This window comes from Curtobacterium citreum (genome assembly GCF_006715175.1).
GTDB lineage: Bacteria > Actinomycetota > Actinomycetes > Actinomycetales > Microbacteriaceae > Curtobacterium > Curtobacterium citreum.
Genome location: NZ_VFMQ01000001.1, coordinates 3,215,966 through 3,231,525, shown reverse-complemented (window position 1 = coordinate 3,231,525; position 15,560 = coordinate 3,215,966). Strand labels below are relative to the sequence as shown.

Genomic DNA, 15,560 nt, shown 5'->3' with positions numbered 1-15,560 from the left:
GACTTGCGTTCATTGCGTTCACGGATGCCCCCACACCGCCCTGCGGTGTCGCAGAATGGTGGTCCCGCGACGAGGCGAGGAGGGTCGGACCGTGGCACCGAGACGGTGGAGCATCGCCAGACGGCTCTTCGCGCTGCAGCTGCTGTTCGTCGTGGTCGGCGTCGTGGTCGGCGTCGCGGTGGGCGGCGCGTGGAGCTGGGCATCGGCGCGGGCGGACCTGCAGGCCGACGCCGCCGAGAAGAGCACCGCGCTCGCCGTCTCGATCGCCCGGAACCCGTTCGTGGTCGAGCAGGCGGCGACCGCCGATCCCTCGGCGCGGCTCGAGCCGTACGCACTCGACCTGATGCGGCGCACGCACACGGACTTCATCACGATCATGGCGCCGGACCGCACCCGGTGGACGCACCCGGACCGTGCCGAGATCGGTCGGCCGTTCCGCGGGACGATCGCCCCGGCGCTGGACGGGCAGACCTTCACGGAGACGTTCGCCGGGACGCTCGGCCCCTCCGTCCGGGCCGTCACGCCGATCACCGACCAGGACGGGAAGGTCGTCGGGCTCGTCGCCGCGGGCGTCACCGTCGCGAACATCTCCACCGCGCTCGTCCCGCGGCTCGGGTCCGTCGTGGCGCTGGCCCTGGCCGTCGTGGCCGTGTCCGCGCTGTTCTCGTGGCTGCTCAGCCGGTACCTCGGCCGGGTGACCGCCGGCCGCGGGCCCGAGGAGCTCGCGCGGGTCTTCGCCTCGTACGAGGGCGTGCTCCACTCGGTGCACGAGGGACTCGTCGTAATCGACCGGAGCGGTGCCGTCGTCCTGCACAACGACCGCGCCGCCGAGCTCCTGCACCTGCCCCCGCCCGCCGAGCGCCAGGTGCCGATCCCGCTCGCCGCGCTCGACGTCCCGGACGGGCTCCGCACGCTGCTGGCGTCGGGGGACCGCGCCGTCGACGAGACCCACGTGACGGCGGACCGGGTGCTCGTCGTGAACCAGGAGCTGGCGTTCCCGCGGGGCTCCGCGAAGCCGATCGGCACGGTCGCGACGATCCGCGACCAGACCGAGCTGCTGCACCTGTCCGGCGAGCTCGCGGCGACGCGGACGCTGACCGGGGCGCTCCGCTCGCAGACGCACGAGTTCGCGAACCGGCTGCACACCGTCGTGGCGCTGCTCGAGCTCGGGCGGGTCGACGAGGCGATCCGGTTCGCGTCCGACGAGATCGATCGGCACCGGATCGACCGGCAAGGGGTGGAAGCCCCAGATCCGCGAGGGCACCCCGACGACGGCCCCCTGGTCGTGACCCCGGAGGTGCTCGCCGCCGTCCTGCACGCCAAGCGCGCACAGGCCCACGAGCGCGGGGTCGTGCTCGTGGCCGACACCGACGGCCTGCACGCTCCGGTGGCAGCGCCGGCGAGCGACGTCATCACGGTGCTCGGGAACCTCGTCGACAACGCCGTCGACGCGGTGGCCGAGCACACCGGCGGGCCCAGCGGTCCGCGGGTCGCCGTCACCGTCACGACGCAGGACGACGGACGCACCCGCATCGTCGTCGCGGACAACGGCCCCGGGATCGCCGACGTCACCGCCGCCGCCGAGCGGGGCTGGTCGACGAAGCCGTCCGGGCCGGAGGGGCGTGGCATCGGACTCGACCTCGTCCGCTCGGCCCTCGCCGACATCGGCGGGACGATGACCGTCGACACCGGCCCGACCGGCAGCACCTTCGTGGTCGACCTCGAGCCGCGGCAGGTGCCCGCGTGACGGACGTGATCCGCGTCCTGATCGTCGAGGACGACCCGCTCACCGCCGAGGCCCACGCCGCGTACGTCGGCCGCGTCGACGGCTTCACCGTCGTCGCTTCCGCCGCCACCGGTCGGGAGATGCTCGCCGCGGTCGCCGCCGCGAAGCCGGACCTGGTGCTGCTCGACTTCAACCTGCCCGACGCGCACGGCCTCCAGCTCGTCCGCGCGCTGCGCACCGCCGGCTCCGCCGTCGACGTCATCGCCGTCACCGCCGCGAACGACGTCCGGGGCGTGCGGAACGCGATCGCGCTCGGGATCGTCCAGTACCTCGTCAAGCCGTTCAGCTTCCGCACCTTCGCGGACCGGCTCACGACGTACCGGGAGTACCGCCGGGGCTTCGAGGACCGGCGGTCGCTCACGCAGGCGGACATCGACGCGCGGCTCGGGAAACTGCGACCGGCGGCGCCGGCCGAGTCGGAGAAGGGCATCGCCCCGGAGACGCTCGAGACGGTCCGGTCCGTGCTGATCGGCACCGACGGGGGCACGTCCGCCACCGAGGTCGCGCAGGCCACGGGGACCTCGCGCGTCACCGCGCGGCGATACCTCGAGCACCTGATCGCCGCCGGCCAGGTCGACAAGGACGTGCGGCACCGCGGGCCGGGTCGGCCCGAGTACGAGTACCGCTGGTTGCGCTGACCCGACATCGGCGCTGACGCGCCACGGGACGGACGGGAGGATCGCGGCGGCGCCGCCACGATCCTCCCGTCCGTCGTGCGGTCCCGTCTACAGACCGACGCTGCCCTGCGAGATGCCGCCGTCGATCGTGACGGTGGTGCTCGTCATGTAGGCGGCCTTGCCGGAGGCGAGGAAGACGACCACCTCGGCGATCTCGTGCGGCTTCGCGGGTCGACCGAGCGGGATGGCGTCGTCGAGCTGCTTGAGCTTGTCGGGGTCGGACGTCGTCGCCGTGTTGATCGGGGTGTCGACGGCGCCGGGGGCGATGTTCACGATCCGGACGCCGTGCGGGCCGAGCTCGACGCCGCCGCTCCGGGCGAGCATGCGCATGCCGCCCTTCGCGACGCAGTACGCCAGGTTGCCGGGCATCGGCCAGTCCTCGTGGACGCTCGAGATGTTCAGGACGAGGCCGCCGTTGCCCTGCGCGATGAACTGCTTCGCGGCCGCCTGGGTGCCGAAGAACGCGCTCTTCATGTTCACGGACATGACCTTGTCGTAGCCGTCCTCGGTCTCCTCGAGCAGCGACTTCCGGTCCTCGATCCCGGCGTTGTTCACGAGGACGTCGAGCGAGCCGAAGGCGTCGACGGCCTTCTGGACCATCCGGTGCAGGTCGTCGGCGCGGGTGATGTCCGCGTCGACGCCGACCGCGTGGCCGCCCGCGTGCTCGATGCGGTCGATCAGGGACTCGGTCTCCTCGGGGTGGGCGACGTAGTCGATGACGATGTTCGCGCCCTCGGCTGCGGCGGCGAGGCAGATCTGCTCGCCGATGCCGCTGTTGCCGCCGGTGACGACGATGGTCTTGCCCTCGAGCAGCATGGTTCCTCCTGGTGGGGCGGGGTCGTGGTGCCCCTCCCACGGTGCTCCGGACCGGCTGGCGGGGTCCGGCGGATGTGCTGAGGTCTCGCGCAGGGTGAGCGGCGTCTCGTCGCCGGGGCCGGGCGCCGGGGCCGGGCGCCGGGGCCGGGCCGGGCCTGGCCTGGCCGTCGATGGAGCAGAAGACGTCGGGTCGCCCGAGCACACCCGACGTCGTCTGCTCACTCGACGGGCGGAGGAACCACGAACGAGCGGTTGAACGCGCTCGTGTCGTACCGGACGAGCCAGGGGCTGGTCCCGTCGAGGAACGCCGGCAGCTCCGACAGGGGCAGCCACGAGCCGTCCACCGGCTCCGGGGCGAACACCCCGTCCTCCCCGCCGCGCAGGAGTGCCTCGACGGCGCCGCCGCTCGGCTGGAAGCTCTTCGACACGTGGACGTCCCGGCCGCCGAGCGCCCGGACACGGTCCAGCGCGTCCCGCTTGCCGTCCGCGACGAGCACGACGGAGACGATGAACGGGTCGAACACGGTCACCTCCACCACGGTGCGGCCGTCGGGCAGCCGCGTGGCGAACTGCGCGAAGGGCTTGCCGGAGCGGGACACGGACCGATCGTACGGCCGCGCGGGCGCCGAGCGGCCGTCGATGGAGCAGCAGACGTCGGGTCGCCCGAGCGCACCCGACTTCGTCTGCTCACTCGACGGCCCTGGGCAGCGAAGCCCCGGGACGCGGACCCCGGCTACTCGAACATCTCGGCGAGGGCCGCGTGCGGGTCCCCGTCGAACCGGTGGGCCGACGGCGGCGAGGGCCAGTGGGTCGTGCCGTCGTCCGGCCAGCAGGGGACCACGTGGACGTGGAGGTGCGCGACGCTCTGGCCGGCATCCGCTCCGGAGGCCTGCAGCAGCACCGTGCCCGTGGCCCCGAGGGCGCCGCGCATCGCCCGGGCGACCCGCTGCGCGAGCGCCGTCGTCGCGGCGAGGGCGACCGGCCCGGCGCTGAGCAGGTCCCGGGTGTGCTCGACCGGGACGACGAGGGTGTGCCCGGGTGCGAGCGACGAGTCGGGCAGGGGAGCGAAGGCGACGGCGTGCTCCTCGCGTTCGACCCAGACGGCGGGTGCGGAGCCCTCGATGATGCGGCAGAACGGGCACGGGTCCATCGGCCCAGTCTGCACGTCCCCTACGCTCCCCACGTGGTCACCATCGCGCGGGTCAGTCCCTCCGACGCCGTCGCCGGCCGGATCGTCCGGGCGTACCTGACCGACGTCGCCTCCCGCTGGCACGGCCGGACCGCGAGCGAGGACGAGGTCGACCGAGCGCTCGCCGACGAACCGTTCGACGACCTGGTCGAGCCCACCGGCGTGCTGCTGGTCGCGTCGGACGGAGGCCAGGCCGTCGGGTGCGCGGGCGCGCGGTTCCTCGGGAACGTCGCGGAGCTCACGAAGGTCTTCGTGTCGCCGACGCGCCGCGGGACGGGCCTGGGCGCCGCACTGCTGCGCGCTGTCGAGGCCGCCTGCCGAGAACAGGGCGTCGCGGTGCTCCGCCTCGACACCCGCGCCGCGCTGGCTGAGGCATGCGCACTCTACGAGCGCTCGGGATTCGAACGGGTCGCGCCCTTCAACGCAGACCCCTACGCGGACCGGTGGTACCGCAAGGTGCTGGAGCCGTGACCCACGACCGGACGGGAGGCACGCGGCGGACCCGCCACGTGCCTCCCGTCCGCTCGTGTCGGCGGGTACGGTGCGGACCATGACGGTGACCGGGATCGGTGGGCTCTTCTTCCGCAGTCGCGACCCGGAGGCTCGCGCAGCGTGGTACCGCGAGCACCTCGGGATCGACGCGGGGTCGGACACGGTGTGGCAGCAGGAGGCGGGCGCGACCGTGTTCGCGCCGTTCCCGGCCGACAGCGGGTACTTCCCCGCCGACAGCCCCTTCATGCTGAACCTGCGCGTGACCGGGCTCGACGACCTGGTGGCGCGGCTCGAGGCCTCGGACACCGCGGTGGAGCGTCGACCGGAGTGGGACACCGAGTACGGGCGCTTCGTACGGATCCACGACCCGGAGGGGCTGCCGCTCGAGCTGTGGGAGGCCGCCGGCTGACGAGCCCCGTGGCCGGGGCGGCTACCCGCCCTGCTCCTCGCGCCCGACACCGGCGAACACCTCGGGGTGGTCGTCGAGCCACGACCACCGGGCGACCGGCCACGTCACGACCACGGCCCGCCCGACGACGTCGGACTCCCGGATGAACCCCTTCGAGGGCAGGTCCTGGTGGAAGCGCGAGTCGGCCGAGCCGTACCGGTTGTCGCCCATCACCCACAGCCGTCCGGCGGGAACCGTGACGTCGAACGGGACACCCGACGCGGGGTCGCCCTCGGGTGCGAGGACGTACGGCTCGACGAGCGGGACGCCGTTCACCGACATCCGCCCCTGCGCGTCGCAGCACTCGACGTGGTCGCCCGGCAGTCCGATGAGCCGCTTGATCAGGTGGCCGTCGGTGTCCGGCCCGAAGCCGACCGTGCTGAGCGTCCGGCCGAGGAGCGTCGGCGTCCGCGCGGCGACCTGTTCGGGGGAACCCGGGACGTCGAGCCACCCGTCGGCGTCCCGGAAGACGACGACGTCGCCCCGGTGCAGGCCGGCGAGTTCGTTCACGACGACGTGGTCGCCCACCTGCAGGGTGTTCGTCATCGAACCGGAGGGGATCGAGAAGCTGCGGATGACGAAGGTCTTGACGAGGAACGACGCGAGCAGGGCTGCGAGCAGGATCACCACCATGTCCCGGAGGAACCGCAGCACCCCGTTCCGCTGTCCCGCGCGTCGTGCCATCCGTTCCCCCATGCGAGCAGCGTAGGGCAGCGCGCGGCAGGTCGGCTGACGCGACCAGCCCGCCTGCGTGACGTGCGCGTCGGGCGCGCACCGCGCCTCCAGGCCGCCTGGGAGGCACGGATCACCGCCGGCCGACGCGTGCGGTGGGTGCAGATGGCCGGTACGGTCGGTGCAAGGGGGTCGCGATGCGCTTCATCAACTGGCTGGTCGGGGTGTTGGGTGTGGTCGCGCGCGGCGTGGACGCGACCAACGGGGCGGGACCGGGTGTGCCGCCGAACGCGGCGAGCTGGCTCGCGGCCAACGAGAGCGACCACCAGCGGCGGCGCGACTACCGGCCCTGACGCGCGCCCCGGAGGGCCCGCAGGTCGCGGCCCGACAGGGCGTCGCTCCACGTCGCGGTGTCGCCACCGTCGCCCGCGCAGTGCAGGCCGTCGTGACCGGCCTCACGCTGACACCGCCAGCGGTCGAAGGTGCTCTGGCACGGTCCCGTGGTCCGGTCGGTCCGGTCGGTCCGGGAGTCGCGTGAGGTCCTGATCGCACTCATGACACTGCTGGGACGAGTCGAACGCCCGGATCGTCACGCTTCTTCGACGTTTCTTGGGGAACCTGCCGTCGGATGTCCGGGTGACCACCCCACTGCCCGTGTCCCCAGCCCGTCCGACCCGGCGTCGCGCCGTCGAGCGGGCGGTGGTCGGCGTCGTGCTCCTCGTGGTCGTCGGCTTCGTCCTCCGTGCGCACCCGGTGGACGCCGGCCTCGCCCGAGCGCTCAACAGCCTGCACGTCGGGGTCCTCGGCGCCGTCGGCTCCGCGGTGTACACCGTGTTCGAGCCGGTGCCGGCGGTGCTCCTGACCATGGTCCTGACCGGGCTCGTGTGGGCTCGGACCCGCCGCCTGGTGACGGCGGCGGCGTTCGCCGGCGTCGTCGCGCTGACGTGGATCCCGTCCGACCTGCTCAAGGTGGTCGTCGGGCGGCCGCGACCCGACGGGTCCGTGCTGCCGCACCCGTTCGTCCCCGTGCAGCCCGACGCGTCGTTCCCGAGCGGGCACACCGTCTTCGTGGTGGCGCTCGTGCTCGCCGGACTGATGCTCGTGCCGGCAGGTCCCCGCCGCCGGGTGCTCGCGGTGCTCGGCGGGGTCGTCGTGCTGGTCGTGGCGACGGCGCTCGCCGTGGACGGGGTGCACTGGCCGACGGACGTCGTCGCGTCGGTGGTGTGGGCGCTCGCGGTGGCGCCGGTCGCCCGGATCGTCTGGGTCGACCTGGTGCTGACGCGGGTGGTGCAGCGCGGAGCAGCCCGCGTCGAGCGCTTCCGGACGCCGGACGAGCGCGCGGCGGTCGTGGGGGAGCAGACTGGGCGCCACCGCGCGGACGAGGAGGACGCTTCGTGAAGCCCTGGCTGACCCGGATCGGCACGGCGGTCGGCCTCGGCTCCGACCAGGACCCCGACCGCCGCGAGTACCGACGGTCCGCCGTGCGCATCGGCCTGCGGGTCGCGGTCGTCTCCGCGGCGCTCGTGGTGTCCGTCGTCGCGCTCGTCGTGGCCTACGTGGCGTGGCAGCTCACCCCCGCGCAGCAGCTCGAGCGGCACGGGGCCGAGGATGTCCACGTCTACCTGGACACCGTCGACCTGCTCATCGCGGTCCTGGTCGTCGGCGGTGCGGCCGTCGTGCTCGCGGGTGTGGCGACCTGGCTCATCGCCGCACGTGCGGTCCGGCCGCTCGCCGAGGCGTACCGGCTGCAGCGGACGTTCGTGGCGGACGCGAGCCACGAGCTGCGGACGCCGCTGACGGTGCTGAGCGCCCGGGTGCAGCAGCTCCAGGCGATGCTCCCCGCCGCGAGCTCCGAGCGCACGGTCGCGGACGAGCTCCGCACGGACACCCGCGCCCTCGCCGAGGTCGTCGAGGACTTGCTCGCCACCGCGGCCGGCCGGACCGACGAAGCCGCCGTGGCGGAACTCGACGCCGGTCTCGCGGCGGCGGCGAACGACATGGCGGTCCTGGCCCGCGACCGGCAGGTGCACCTCGTGGTCACCCCGGGCGAGGGCGTCCTGGCCGTCACGCCCACGCAGCTCCGGCGGTGCCTCGTCGCGCTCGTCGACAACGCGGTCGGGCACAGTCCGACGGGCGGCGCGGTGTGGGTGGAGAACGAGGTCGTCGGCGACCGCGTGGTGATCCGGGTCCGCGACGAGGGGCAGGGCATCACCGGGATCGCGCCGCGGCGGGTGTTCGACCGGTTCGCCCACGGCGACGCCCCGGCCACCGGCGGGCCGACCCGGACGAGCAACGGCATCGGACTCGCGCTGGTGAAGGACGTCGCCGTCCGCGCGGGCGGCGACGTGCGGGTGGAGCGCACGGGTCCGTCCGGCACCGTGTTCGCGCTGACCCTGCCGCTCGCCGGTGTGACTGGACGGCGGCGGCGCGGATGAGCGGCGGCGGACGGGTCCTGCTCGTCGAGGACGACCCGCGCCTCGGGCCGATCGTGCGGGACGTGCTGTCGGCGTCGTGGGAGGTCGAACTCGTCACCACGCGGGTGGACGCGCTCGAGGCCGCGCTGCACCGGCTGTTCGACGTGCTCGTGGTCGACCGTCGCCTGCCGGACGGCGACGGCCTGGACGTGGTCCGGGAGCTCCGGCGCTTCCGGGGCGCCACCCCGGCGCTCGTGCTCACCGCGCTCGGCGAGGTGCACGACCGGGTGTCCGGGCTCGACGCCGGCGCGAACGACTACCTGGTGAAGCCGTTCGACTTCGACGAGCTGAACGCACGGCTCCGGGCGCTCACCCGCGCGCCGGTGGACCTCGGGCCCGCGTTCGAGATCGGCGGCTGGTCGTTCCGGCCGGACGACCACACCGTGCACTCGCCCTACAGCGGCCGGGTGGCCCTGACCGACCGGGAGTCCGACCTGCTCGCGGTGCTCGCCGCGGAGCCGGACCGGGTGTTCTCGCGCGAGCAGCTGCTGTCCGCGGTGTTCGAGCACGGCGAGCAGCTCGGGACGGTCGACACGTACGTGCACTACCTCCGGAAGAAGACCGAGCGGGACCTCATCGCGACCGTGCGGGGCAAGGGCTACCGGCTCGGCACCCCGGCCTGACGCGGAGCGGACGGGGCCCGCGCGTCCGCGGGGCCCTGCGCCCGGTGCCCGGCACCCTCGTCACTCGGGGTCGAGCAGCCCCTCGCGCTCCGCCTCGACCGCGACCGCGAGCAGGGCGGCCCCCGCACTCACCACACCGAGCACCGCGACCCCCGCCGCTGCCACACCGATCCACACGCCCATGACGCCTCCTCGTCCGACAGCGTGGAGCGGATCGCCCCAGAAAGCAGCAAGGCTGCACGGATCGTCAGCCTTGGTCGTTCCTGGGAGACCCGGTCCGACGCTGGTGCCATGCGCACCACACCACGGACCCGCGAGCGCTGGTTCGACCTGGTCTTCCTGGTCGGCTTCGCGCTCAAGGCGGTCGACGGGCTCGTCGAGCTCCTCGTCGGCCTGCCGCTGCTCGTGCTCCGGCCGGCGCAGGTCGAGGCCGTCGCCCGGCTCCTGACCGCCGGCGAGCTCCGCGAGGACCCGGGCGACCCGGTCGCGCACCTCGTCCGCCACGGGGTCGCGGCGCTGAGCACGGACGCGACGCTGTTCGCCGCCGTGTACCTGGTCGTGCACGGCCTGGTGAAGCTCGGCATCGTCGCGGCGATCTTCCGCGGGTCGCGACGGCTGTACCCGTGGGCGATCGCGGCGCTCGGCGGCTTCGTGGTCTGGCAGGGCGTCGAGTTCGTGCAGCACCCCGGCGTCGGACTCGCGCTCCTGACCCTGTTCGACGTCGTCATCGTCGCGCTCACCGTGCGCGAGTGGCGGCACCACCGGAGCCTCGGCGACGCCGTGCGCAGCGTGCTCGGACGGAGTGCCCGTCGAGCCCCGTCCGACCGATCCACCGACCCCGCCTGGAGGACCGCCCAGTGATCCCCGCAGCCCTGCACCTGTTCGACGCCGCCTCGGTCCTGCACGCCTTCGGGCCGTGGGTCCTGGCCGGGATCGCACTCCTCGTCGTCGTGGAGTCCGGCGTCCTGTTCCCGTTCCTGCCCGGGGACTCGCTGCTCGTCACCGCCGCGATCCTCAGCGCCACGCTCGGGGTCACACCCGGCGAGGTCGCGCTCGTCGCCGTGACCGCCGCCGTCGTGGGCGACTTCGTCGGGTACGCCCTCGGCGCGCGTGTCGGCCGGCGGCTGTTCCGCCCCGGCGCGCGGCTGCTCACCCCCGCGCGGCTGCACGAGTCCGAGGCGTTCTTCGCCCGCTGGGGTGCCGCGTCGCTCGTGCTCGGCCGGTTCGTCCCGGTGGTCCGCACCTACGTCCCGCTCGCCGCCGGCACCGCGCGCATGTCGCTCGGGCGCTTCGCCACCTGGAACGTCGTCGGCGCCGTGGCCTGGGTCGGGGTGCTCGTCACCGCCGGGGTCCTGCTCGGTGGCGTCCCGCTCGTGGCGGACCACATCGACGCGGTGATGATCGTCGTGGTCGTCGTCTCGGTGCTCCCGCTCGTCGTCGGAGCCCTCGTCCGCCGCCGTCGCACAGCCCGGGTCGAACGGTGACCGCCGCGACGCAGGCACCCGGCTGGTGGCACACGAAGTTCACCCCGGAGCGCCGGACCGTCGGGCGTACCGAGCGGGCCGTCCTGCTCCGCGGGGCCGTCGTGCTCGCCGTCGTCGGGTCCGCCGTGTTCTCGGCGATGCTCGTCGGGGTGCTCGGCCACAGCGGCGTGCAGCACCTGGACCGACCGGTCGAGCAGTGGTTCGACGCGCACCGCGACCGGGACCTGACCGGGGTGTCGGCGTTCTTCGCGACCGTGTTCGGGCCGGTCGGGATGCCGATCATCGTGCTCGTGGTCACCGTGGTGTGGGCGCTCCTCGCGCGGCACGCGTGGCGGGCGCTGCTGCTGGCGTGCGGGATGGTGCTCGGCGTCGCCACCGCGCAGCTGCTCGCGCCGATCGTGCGGCACCCGAGGCCGCCCGTCGGGCTGATGCTGCTCGCGCCCGACCACACGTTCTCGTTCCCGTCCGGGCACGTGCTCGGGGCGAGCGACTTCTTCCTGATCGGGGCGTTCCTCGTCGCCTCGCGGACCCACCGTCGGTGGGTCACGGTCCTGTTGTTCGCGCTCGCGGCGTTGATGATCACGGCGCAGGTCGTCACCCGGCTGTACCTGGGCTACCACTGGCTGACAGACACGCTCGCGTCGGTCGGGTTGTCGATGATGATCACCGCGCTGGCGATCGCGGTGGACACGCACGTGACGGTGCGCGTCCCCGAGCTGGCGGACGCGACCCGCTGACGGCCCGGAGGCCCGTGGCGGGCCCGCCACGTGCCTCCAGTCCGTCGCCTGGTCGCGTGGACGGGGGACAAGCCGCGGACCGCACGCTCCGGACCCCGCAGGGCCCGGAGCCTAGCGTGGGCGTGTCATGGCAGCCGAACACCGCAAACCCGTCGAGCCCGATGCGGCTCCCTCCGTCGCACACCACGGCGCGCACCACGCCGCCACCGCCGCACCCACGGCGACCCCACCGGAAGCCCCGAAGGACACCACCCCGGACCGCGCCCGCCCGTCGGGCGGTGGCGGCGACGACTACGAGCCGGACCCGAACCGCTGGAAGGCGCTCGTCATCTGCCTGCTCGGCGGCGGGATCGTGCTGCTCGACGTGTCGATCGTCAACGTCGCGCTGGAGTCCATCTCGAGCGGCCTGCCCGGTGCCTCGCCCGAGGCCGTGCAGTGGATCCTGTCCGGCTACGCGCTCGCGTTCGGCCTGCTGCTCGTGCCCGGAGGCCGGCTCGGGGACGCCTCCGGCCGGCGACGGATGTTCATCGTCGGCGTCGCGCTCTTCACGCTCGCGAGTGCCCTCTGCGGCTTCGCGCCGAACGGCCTCGTGCTCGTGATCGCCCGCCTGGTGCAGGGCTTCGCTGGTGGTCTGCTCACGCCGCAGGTCACCGCGCTCATCCAGCAGCTGTTCCGCGGGAAGGAGCGCGGCACCGCGTTCGGCCTGTTCGGAGCGACGGTCGGCATCGCCACCGCGATCGGCCCGCTCGTCGGTGGGCTGCTCATCACGGCGTTCGGGACCGAGAACGGCTGGCGGTTCGTCTTCTTCGTGAACCTGCCCGTCGGACTCGTCACGATCCTCCTGTCCTTCCGCTACCTGCCCGCCACCGCGAAGGCCGAGCGCGGGCGCAAGCACGACTTCGACCCCGTGGGGATCGTCCTGCTCGGCGCCGCGGTCGTCGCGCTGCTGCTGCCGTTCGTGCAGTCCGAGGAGTGGAAGAGCAACGCGAAGTGGTGGCTCGTCGTCGCTGCGGTCGTGTTCGCCTTGCTGTTCGTGCTCTGGGAACGGCGGTACGCGCGGACGAAGGAGCCCGTGATCGACCTCGGGCTGTTCCGCCGCCGGTCGTTCTCGCTCGGTGTCGGGCTCGCGACCGTGTACTTCGCCGGCTTCACCCCGCTGTTCTTCGTGCTGACGCTCGCGCTGCAGTCCGGCCTGCACTACTCGGCGCTGCTGGCGGGGGCGTCCTCGGTGCCGTTCGCGATCGGGTCCGGCGTCGCGTCGACGATCGGCGGTCGGGTCGTGTCCCGGTTCGGGCGGCAGCTCATCGTGTTCGGCACGATCCTGGTGCTGCTCGGGCTCGGCGGCGTGATCTGGGTGGTCGCGAACCACTACGGGCCGTCGCTCGGCTGGTGGCTCGTGGTGCCGCTGCTCGTCGCCGGCGTCGGCTCCGGCCTGACGATCTCGCCGAACCAGACCCTGACGCTGTCCGAGGTCCCCGTCCAGCAGGGCGGCTCGGCCGGTGGGCTCATCCAGGTCGGTGCCCGGGTCGGGTCGGCCATCGGGATCGCGGCCGTGGGCAGTGTGTTCTACTCGGCGCTCGCCAGCTCGAAGGGCGACTACGCGCAAGGGCTGCCGCTCGGGCTCGGGGTGTCGCTCGCGTTCGTGGGGGCGGCGCTGCTCGCCGGGATCGTGGACGTCGTCGTGGGGCGGGTGCGGGGGACGCAGGCGTCGGTGTGAGGCGGGGCGGCGGCGACACTCGGCGCTCGGCTGGTCGGCGCTCGGCTGGTCGGCTGGTCGACTGCCGCGGTGACCTTTCGCGCTGAGCGACAGGTCACGCGCGCCGCTGCCCGTGACATGTCGCTGGGCGCGTGAGGTCGGGCGACGGCGACCGCCACCGACCGCGCTACCGGGACCGGTCGAGCGCGGCGGCGGCGCGTCCGAGCAGCCAGTTCACCGCCCAGCCGACGACGCCGATCACCGGCACCGCGACGATGACGACGGTCCACACGGCCTTGACGACGTCGCTCCGACGACGATCACGCCACACCTGAAGGAGCGCCACCACGTCGAGCGCCAGGATCACGACGATCACCAGCAGGTGCGCCCCACTCATGTTCTGCAGCACGGCTGCCTCTCCTCCTCGCACGGTCGTGCGACGGTTCCCACGGTAGGTCGGCGCTCGGGCCCGGGGCGTCAACCGGGAGGACGACATCCCAGCGTCCCGACACCGCCACCCCTACGCTGACGGGATGGCACCCCGCGTCCGACCCGTCCGACCGTCCGACGAGCAGGCGTGGGCGGAGCTGTACGCCGGGTACCGCGCCTTCTACCGTCTGCCCGACGACCCCGACGCCGTCGCTGCGACCTGGCGATGGGTGTCCGGCGGCGAGCACGGCCTGCTCGGGCTCGTCGCCGTGGACGACGACGACCGCCCGGTCGGGCTGGCGAACCTGCGGCGCTTCGCACGTCCGTCGACCGCCACGATAGGGCTGTACCTCGACGACCTGTTCACCGCACCGACCGCCCGGGGAGCGGGTGTCGCGACGGCACTCCTGCACGAGGCCGCCGCCGTCGCGGCTGCCGAGGGGGCGAGCGTGGTGCGGTGGATCACCGCGCAGGACAACGCGGCGGCACGACGGGTGTACGACGCCGTGGCCACCGCGACGCCGTGGGTGACCTACGACCTCGCCCCCGGTTCCCCGCGCGACTGACCGGCGTGGGCTCAGCGCCGTGGGTGACCTACGACCTCGCCCCCGGTTCCCCGCGCGACTGACCGGCGTGGGCTCAGCGCCGTGGGTGACCTACGACCTCGCCCCCGGTTCCCCGCGCGACTGACCGGCGTGGGCTCAGCGCCCCCGGGCGTACGCGCTGCCGTCCCACGTGTGCACGGCGTCGTCGTCCCAGAGCATCCGGAGGTCGTACGCAGCGCAGTCGACGAACGTCCCGATGCTGATCCAGTGCCGCGAGCGGCGGAGCTCGCCGCGCGACGGCCCGTCCGAGCCGATGCCGGCCCGGTGCACCATCCACTCCAGGTCCCGGGCCTGCTCGTCGAGGTACCGCATCACGGCCTCGTTGTCCCGGTGCTGCCCGTCGTAGGACTTCGCGATCGTGCGGCGGACGATCCGGAGCGGCAGGGCCAGACGTCGCCCGGGCACCGCACTGAGTCCGCCCGCCTGGTACAGGAACCGACGTGTGCCGCTGCGGCGCATCGCGGGCACGAGGCGCTGCACGAACTCGGTGTTCACCAGGCGGTCCTGCTGGGCAACCCGGTCCCCGAGCATCGCGACGACGCCGTCGACCCCGTCGAGCAGCCGGTCGAGGTCGAGTTGGTCGTCGGTGATCGAGCCGGCGACCACCTCGAGCCGCTCGTGCCGGACCGCGAGCTTGGCGGGCGTGCGGGCGAGGGCGCGCACGTGGTGGCCCTGCTCGAGCGCGAGGCGGGTGAGGTGTTGCCCGGTCTGCCCGGTGGCGCCGAGCACGAGGAGGGATCGTCCGTTGGTCATGCCCATAATCTAGACACTGACTACTATCTAGTCAATGCCTGGTTTGGGTACGATGGCGACATGACCGAGCGGCCGTTCCACCACGGGAACCTCCGCGCGGTGCTCCTGGACGAGGCCGTCGCGGTCCTCCGCGACTCGGGCGTCGAGGGGCTGTCGCTCCGGGACCTCGCACGCCGCGCCGGGGTCAGTCACGGTGCGCCGCGGAGCCACTTCGTCGACCGCCAGGCCCTGCTCGACGCCCTCGCGGTGGTCGGCTTCGAACGCCTCCGGACCGCGGTCGAGCGGGCGATGACGGCGTCGACGGACCTGCCCGACCGCTTCCGCCGCGTCGCGCACGCCTACGTCGACTTCGCCATCGCCGACGCCGCCCTGATGGACCTGATGTTCCAGGCGAAGTCGAGCACCCGCACCGGTGCCGTCGGGGAGGCCGCCGGGGCACTGTTCGGCCTGCTCGACCAGGCGGCGGGGCCCCGGGACGCCGACACCGACGAGGCCGCACGCGAATCGTTCAAGATGCTCTTCGCCGCCACGATGCAGGGCCTCGCCGCGCTCGTGGTGTCCGGTCGGATCCCGCGTGCGCAGGGCGAGCGGCTCGTCGACGACGCGGCCGACATGATGCTCGCCTCGGACCTGGCGCGACGGTCCGTCACCGACCGCTGACGGCCCGGCGCGACCAGCG

The 15,560-nt window shown here is 73.6% G+C and carries 21 protein-coding genes; 14 read left to right on the top strand and 7 right to left on the bottom strand.

Annotation, left to right across the window (positions count from 1 at the left end):
* The first annotated feature begins 91 nt into the window (after nucleotides 1-91).
* Complete coding sequence (locus FB462_RS15290) at nucleotides 92-1,747, top strand: sensor histidine kinase (protein WP_229666956.1); 1,656 nt, start codon at nucleotides 92-94, stop codon at nucleotides 1,745-1,747.
* Entirely contained in the window at nucleotides 1,744-2,424 is a 681-nt protein-coding gene (locus FB462_RS15285) for a response regulator (protein WP_308423695.1), read from the top strand. The genes FB462_RS15290 and FB462_RS15285 overlap by 4 nt, the downstream gene beginning before the upstream one ends.
* An 87-nt stretch (nucleotides 2,425-2,511) precedes the next feature.
* Here FB462_RS15285 and FB462_RS15280 read toward each other — a convergent pair whose 3' ends face one another.
* The 3 genes from FB462_RS15280 to FB462_RS15270 form a co-directional block, all read right to left on the bottom strand.
* Complete coding sequence (locus FB462_RS15280; RefSeq protein ID WP_141862799.1) at nucleotides 2,512-3,279, bottom strand: SDR family NAD(P)-dependent oxidoreductase; 768 nt, start codon at nucleotides 3,277-3,279, stop codon at nucleotides 2,512-2,514.
* A gap of 218 nt (nucleotides 3,280-3,497) precedes the next feature.
* Nucleotides 3,498-3,878: a hypothetical protein gene (locus FB462_RS15275; protein ID WP_141862797.1), complete on the bottom strand. Its 381-nt coding sequence runs from the start codon at nucleotides 3,876-3,878 to the stop codon at nucleotides 3,498-3,500.
* 134 nt (nucleotides 3,879-4,012) lie between these two features.
* Nucleotides 4,013-4,429 carry an HIT family protein gene (locus FB462_RS15270; protein WP_114851388.1) on the bottom strand — a complete coding sequence of 139 codons (417 nt, stop codon included), beginning with the start codon at nucleotides 4,427-4,429 and terminating at the stop codon, nucleotides 4,013-4,015.
* Nucleotides 4,430-4,462: 33 nt separating this feature from the next.
* On the opposite strand from FB462_RS15270, the gene FB462_RS15265 reads away from it, so the two are divergent.
* Both FB462_RS15265 and FB462_RS15260 read left to right on the top strand, forming a co-directional pair.
* A complete protein-coding gene (locus tag FB462_RS15265) occupies nucleotides 4,463-4,939 on the top strand; it encodes a GNAT family N-acetyltransferase (RefSeq protein ID WP_167510141.1) in 477 nt (158 codons plus the stop codon).
* A 79-nt stretch (nucleotides 4,940-5,018) separates the two neighbouring features.
* Nucleotides 5,019-5,369, top strand: coding sequence for a VOC family protein (locus FB462_RS15260; protein ID WP_141862793.1), 351 nt, complete (start codon nucleotides 5,019-5,021; stop codon nucleotides 5,367-5,369).
* Between the two features lie 21 nt (nucleotides 5,370-5,390).
* Here FB462_RS15260 and lepB read toward each other — a convergent pair whose 3' ends face one another.
* Nucleotides 5,391-6,104 (bottom strand): signal peptidase I, encoded by a 714-nt coding sequence (gene lepB / locus FB462_RS15255; protein WP_229666957.1) that lies wholly within the window; start codon nucleotides 6,102-6,104, stop codon nucleotides 5,391-5,393.
* A 173-nt stretch (nucleotides 6,105-6,277) separates the two neighbouring features.
* On the opposite strand from lepB, the gene FB462_RS17435 reads away from it, so the two are divergent.
* The 4 genes from FB462_RS17435 to FB462_RS15240 all read left to right on the top strand — a co-directional run bounded on the left by FB462_RS17435 (nucleotide 6,278) and on the right by FB462_RS15240 (nucleotide 9,177).
* Entirely contained in the window at nucleotides 6,278-6,433 is a 156-nt protein-coding gene (locus tag FB462_RS17435) for a hypothetical protein (RefSeq protein WP_167510140.1), read from the top strand.
* Nucleotides 6,434-6,716: 283 nt separating this feature from the next.
* Complete coding sequence (locus tag FB462_RS15250) at nucleotides 6,717-7,478, top strand: phosphatase PAP2 family protein (protein WP_141862791.1); 762 nt, start codon at nucleotides 6,717-6,719, stop codon at nucleotides 7,476-7,478.
* Nucleotides 7,475-8,515 carry a sensor histidine kinase gene (locus FB462_RS15245; RefSeq protein ID WP_141862789.1) on the top strand — a complete coding sequence of 347 codons (1,041 nt, stop codon included), beginning with the start codon at nucleotides 7,475-7,477 and terminating at the stop codon, nucleotides 8,513-8,515. The genes FB462_RS15250 and FB462_RS15245 overlap by 4 nt, the downstream gene beginning before the upstream one ends.
* Nucleotides 8,512-9,177, top strand: coding sequence for a response regulator transcription factor (locus FB462_RS15240; RefSeq protein ID WP_141862787.1), 666 nt, complete (start codon nucleotides 8,512-8,514; stop codon nucleotides 9,175-9,177). The genes FB462_RS15245 and FB462_RS15240 overlap by 4 nt, the downstream gene beginning before the upstream one ends.
* A 60-nt stretch (nucleotides 9,178-9,237) precedes the next feature.
* On the opposite strand, the gene FB462_RS17820 is transcribed toward FB462_RS15240, so the two are convergent.
* Nucleotides 9,238-9,360, bottom strand: a complete 123-nt coding sequence (locus tag FB462_RS17820) for a hypothetical protein (protein WP_259550730.1) — start codon at nucleotides 9,358-9,360, stop codon at nucleotides 9,238-9,240.
* 108 nt (nucleotides 9,361-9,468) lie between these two features.
* On the opposite strand from FB462_RS17820, the gene FB462_RS15235 reads away from it, so the two are divergent.
* From FB462_RS15235 to FB462_RS15220, 4 genes are all read left to right on the top strand, one after another.
* A complete protein-coding gene (locus FB462_RS15235) occupies nucleotides 9,469-10,038 on the top strand; it encodes a DUF2127 domain-containing protein (protein ID WP_141862785.1) in 570 nt (189 codons plus the stop codon).
* Nucleotides 10,035-10,661 (top strand): DedA family protein, encoded by a 627-nt coding sequence (locus FB462_RS15230; protein ID WP_141862783.1) that lies wholly within the window; start codon nucleotides 10,035-10,037, stop codon nucleotides 10,659-10,661. Before FB462_RS15235 ends, FB462_RS15230 begins: the two co-directional genes overlap by 4 nt.
* Entirely contained in the window at nucleotides 10,658-11,398 is a 741-nt protein-coding gene (locus FB462_RS15225; protein ID WP_114851381.1) for a phosphatase PAP2 family protein, read from the top strand. Before FB462_RS15230 ends, FB462_RS15225 begins: the two co-directional genes overlap by 4 nt.
* A gap of 127 nt (nucleotides 11,399-11,525) precedes the next feature.
* A complete protein-coding gene (locus FB462_RS15220; protein ID WP_141862781.1) occupies nucleotides 11,526-13,115 on the top strand; it encodes an MFS transporter in 1,590 nt (529 codons plus the stop codon).
* A gap of 166 nt (nucleotides 13,116-13,281) precedes the next feature.
* On the opposite strand, the gene FB462_RS15215 is transcribed toward FB462_RS15220, so the two are convergent.
* Nucleotides 13,282-13,503 (bottom strand): PLDc N-terminal domain-containing protein, encoded by a 222-nt coding sequence (locus FB462_RS15215; RefSeq protein ID WP_167510139.1) that lies wholly within the window; start codon nucleotides 13,501-13,503, stop codon nucleotides 13,282-13,284.
* Between the two features lie 124 nt (nucleotides 13,504-13,627).
* On the opposite strand from FB462_RS15215, the gene FB462_RS15210 reads away from it, so the two are divergent.
* On the top strand, nucleotides 13,628-14,089 hold the full coding sequence (locus tag FB462_RS15210) for a GNAT family N-acetyltransferase (protein WP_058740535.1): 462 nt from the start codon (nucleotides 13,628-13,630) through the stop codon (nucleotides 14,087-14,089).
* Between the two features lie 135 nt (nucleotides 14,090-14,224).
* Here the strand turns inward: FB462_RS15210 and FB462_RS15205 are convergent, their stop codons facing one another.
* The gene (locus tag FB462_RS15205; protein ID WP_141862776.1) at nucleotides 14,225-14,881 is read right to left on the bottom strand and encodes an NAD(P)-dependent oxidoreductase; all 657 of its coding nucleotides are present in this window, start codon (nucleotides 14,879-14,881) and stop codon (nucleotides 14,225-14,227) included.
* Nucleotides 14,882-14,941: 60 nt separating this feature from the next.
* Between FB462_RS15205 and FB462_RS15200 the strand changes: the two genes are divergently transcribed.
* On the top strand, nucleotides 14,942-15,541 hold the full coding sequence (locus FB462_RS15200) for a TetR/AcrR family transcriptional regulator (RefSeq protein ID WP_141862774.1): 600 nt from the start codon (nucleotides 14,942-14,944) through the stop codon (nucleotides 15,539-15,541).
* The last annotated feature ends 19 nt before the right edge of the window (nucleotides 15,542-15,560 follow it).

Coding starts and splice junctions, on each gene's coding strand:
- FB462_RS15280 (WP_141862799.1), bottom strand. CDS start 3,279: ATGCTGCTCGAGGGCAAGACCATCGTCGTCACCGGCGGCAACAGCGGC.
- FB462_RS15270 (WP_114851388.1), bottom strand. CDS start 4,429: ATGGACCCGTGCCCGTTCTGCCGCATCATCGAGGGCTCCGCACCCGCC.
- FB462_RS15260 (WP_141862793.1), top strand. CDS start 5,019: ATGACGGTGACCGGGATCGGTGGGCTCTTCTTCCGCAGTCGCGACCCG.
- lepB (WP_229666957.1), bottom strand. CDS start 6,104: ATGGGGGAACGGATGGCACGACGCGCGGGACAGCGGAACGGGGTGCTG.
- FB462_RS17435 (WP_167510140.1), top strand. CDS start 6,278: ATGCGCTTCATCAACTGGCTGGTCGGGGTGTTGGGTGTGGTCGCGCGC.
- FB462_RS15240 (WP_141862787.1), top strand. CDS start 8,512: ATGAGCGGCGGCGGACGGGTCCTGCTCGTCGAGGACGACCCGCGCCTC.
- FB462_RS17820 (WP_259550730.1), bottom strand. CDS start 9,360: ATGGGCGTGTGGATCGGTGTGGCAGCGGCGGGGGTCGCGGTGCTCGGT.
- FB462_RS15235 (WP_141862785.1), top strand. CDS start 9,469: ATGCGCACCACACCACGGACCCGCGAGCGCTGGTTCGACCTGGTCTTC.
- FB462_RS15220 (WP_141862781.1), top strand. CDS start 11,526: ATGGCAGCCGAACACCGCAAACCCGTCGAGCCCGATGCGGCTCCCTCC.
- FB462_RS15210 (WP_058740535.1), top strand. CDS start 13,628: ATGGCACCCCGCGTCCGACCCGTCCGACCGTCCGACGAGCAGGCGTGG.
- FB462_RS15205 (WP_141862776.1), bottom strand. CDS start 14,881: ATGACCAACGGACGATCCCTCCTCGTGCTCGGCGCCACCGGGCAGACC.
- FB462_RS15200 (WP_141862774.1), top strand. CDS start 14,942: ATGACCGAGCGGCCGTTCCACCACGGGAACCTCCGCGCGGTGCTCCTG.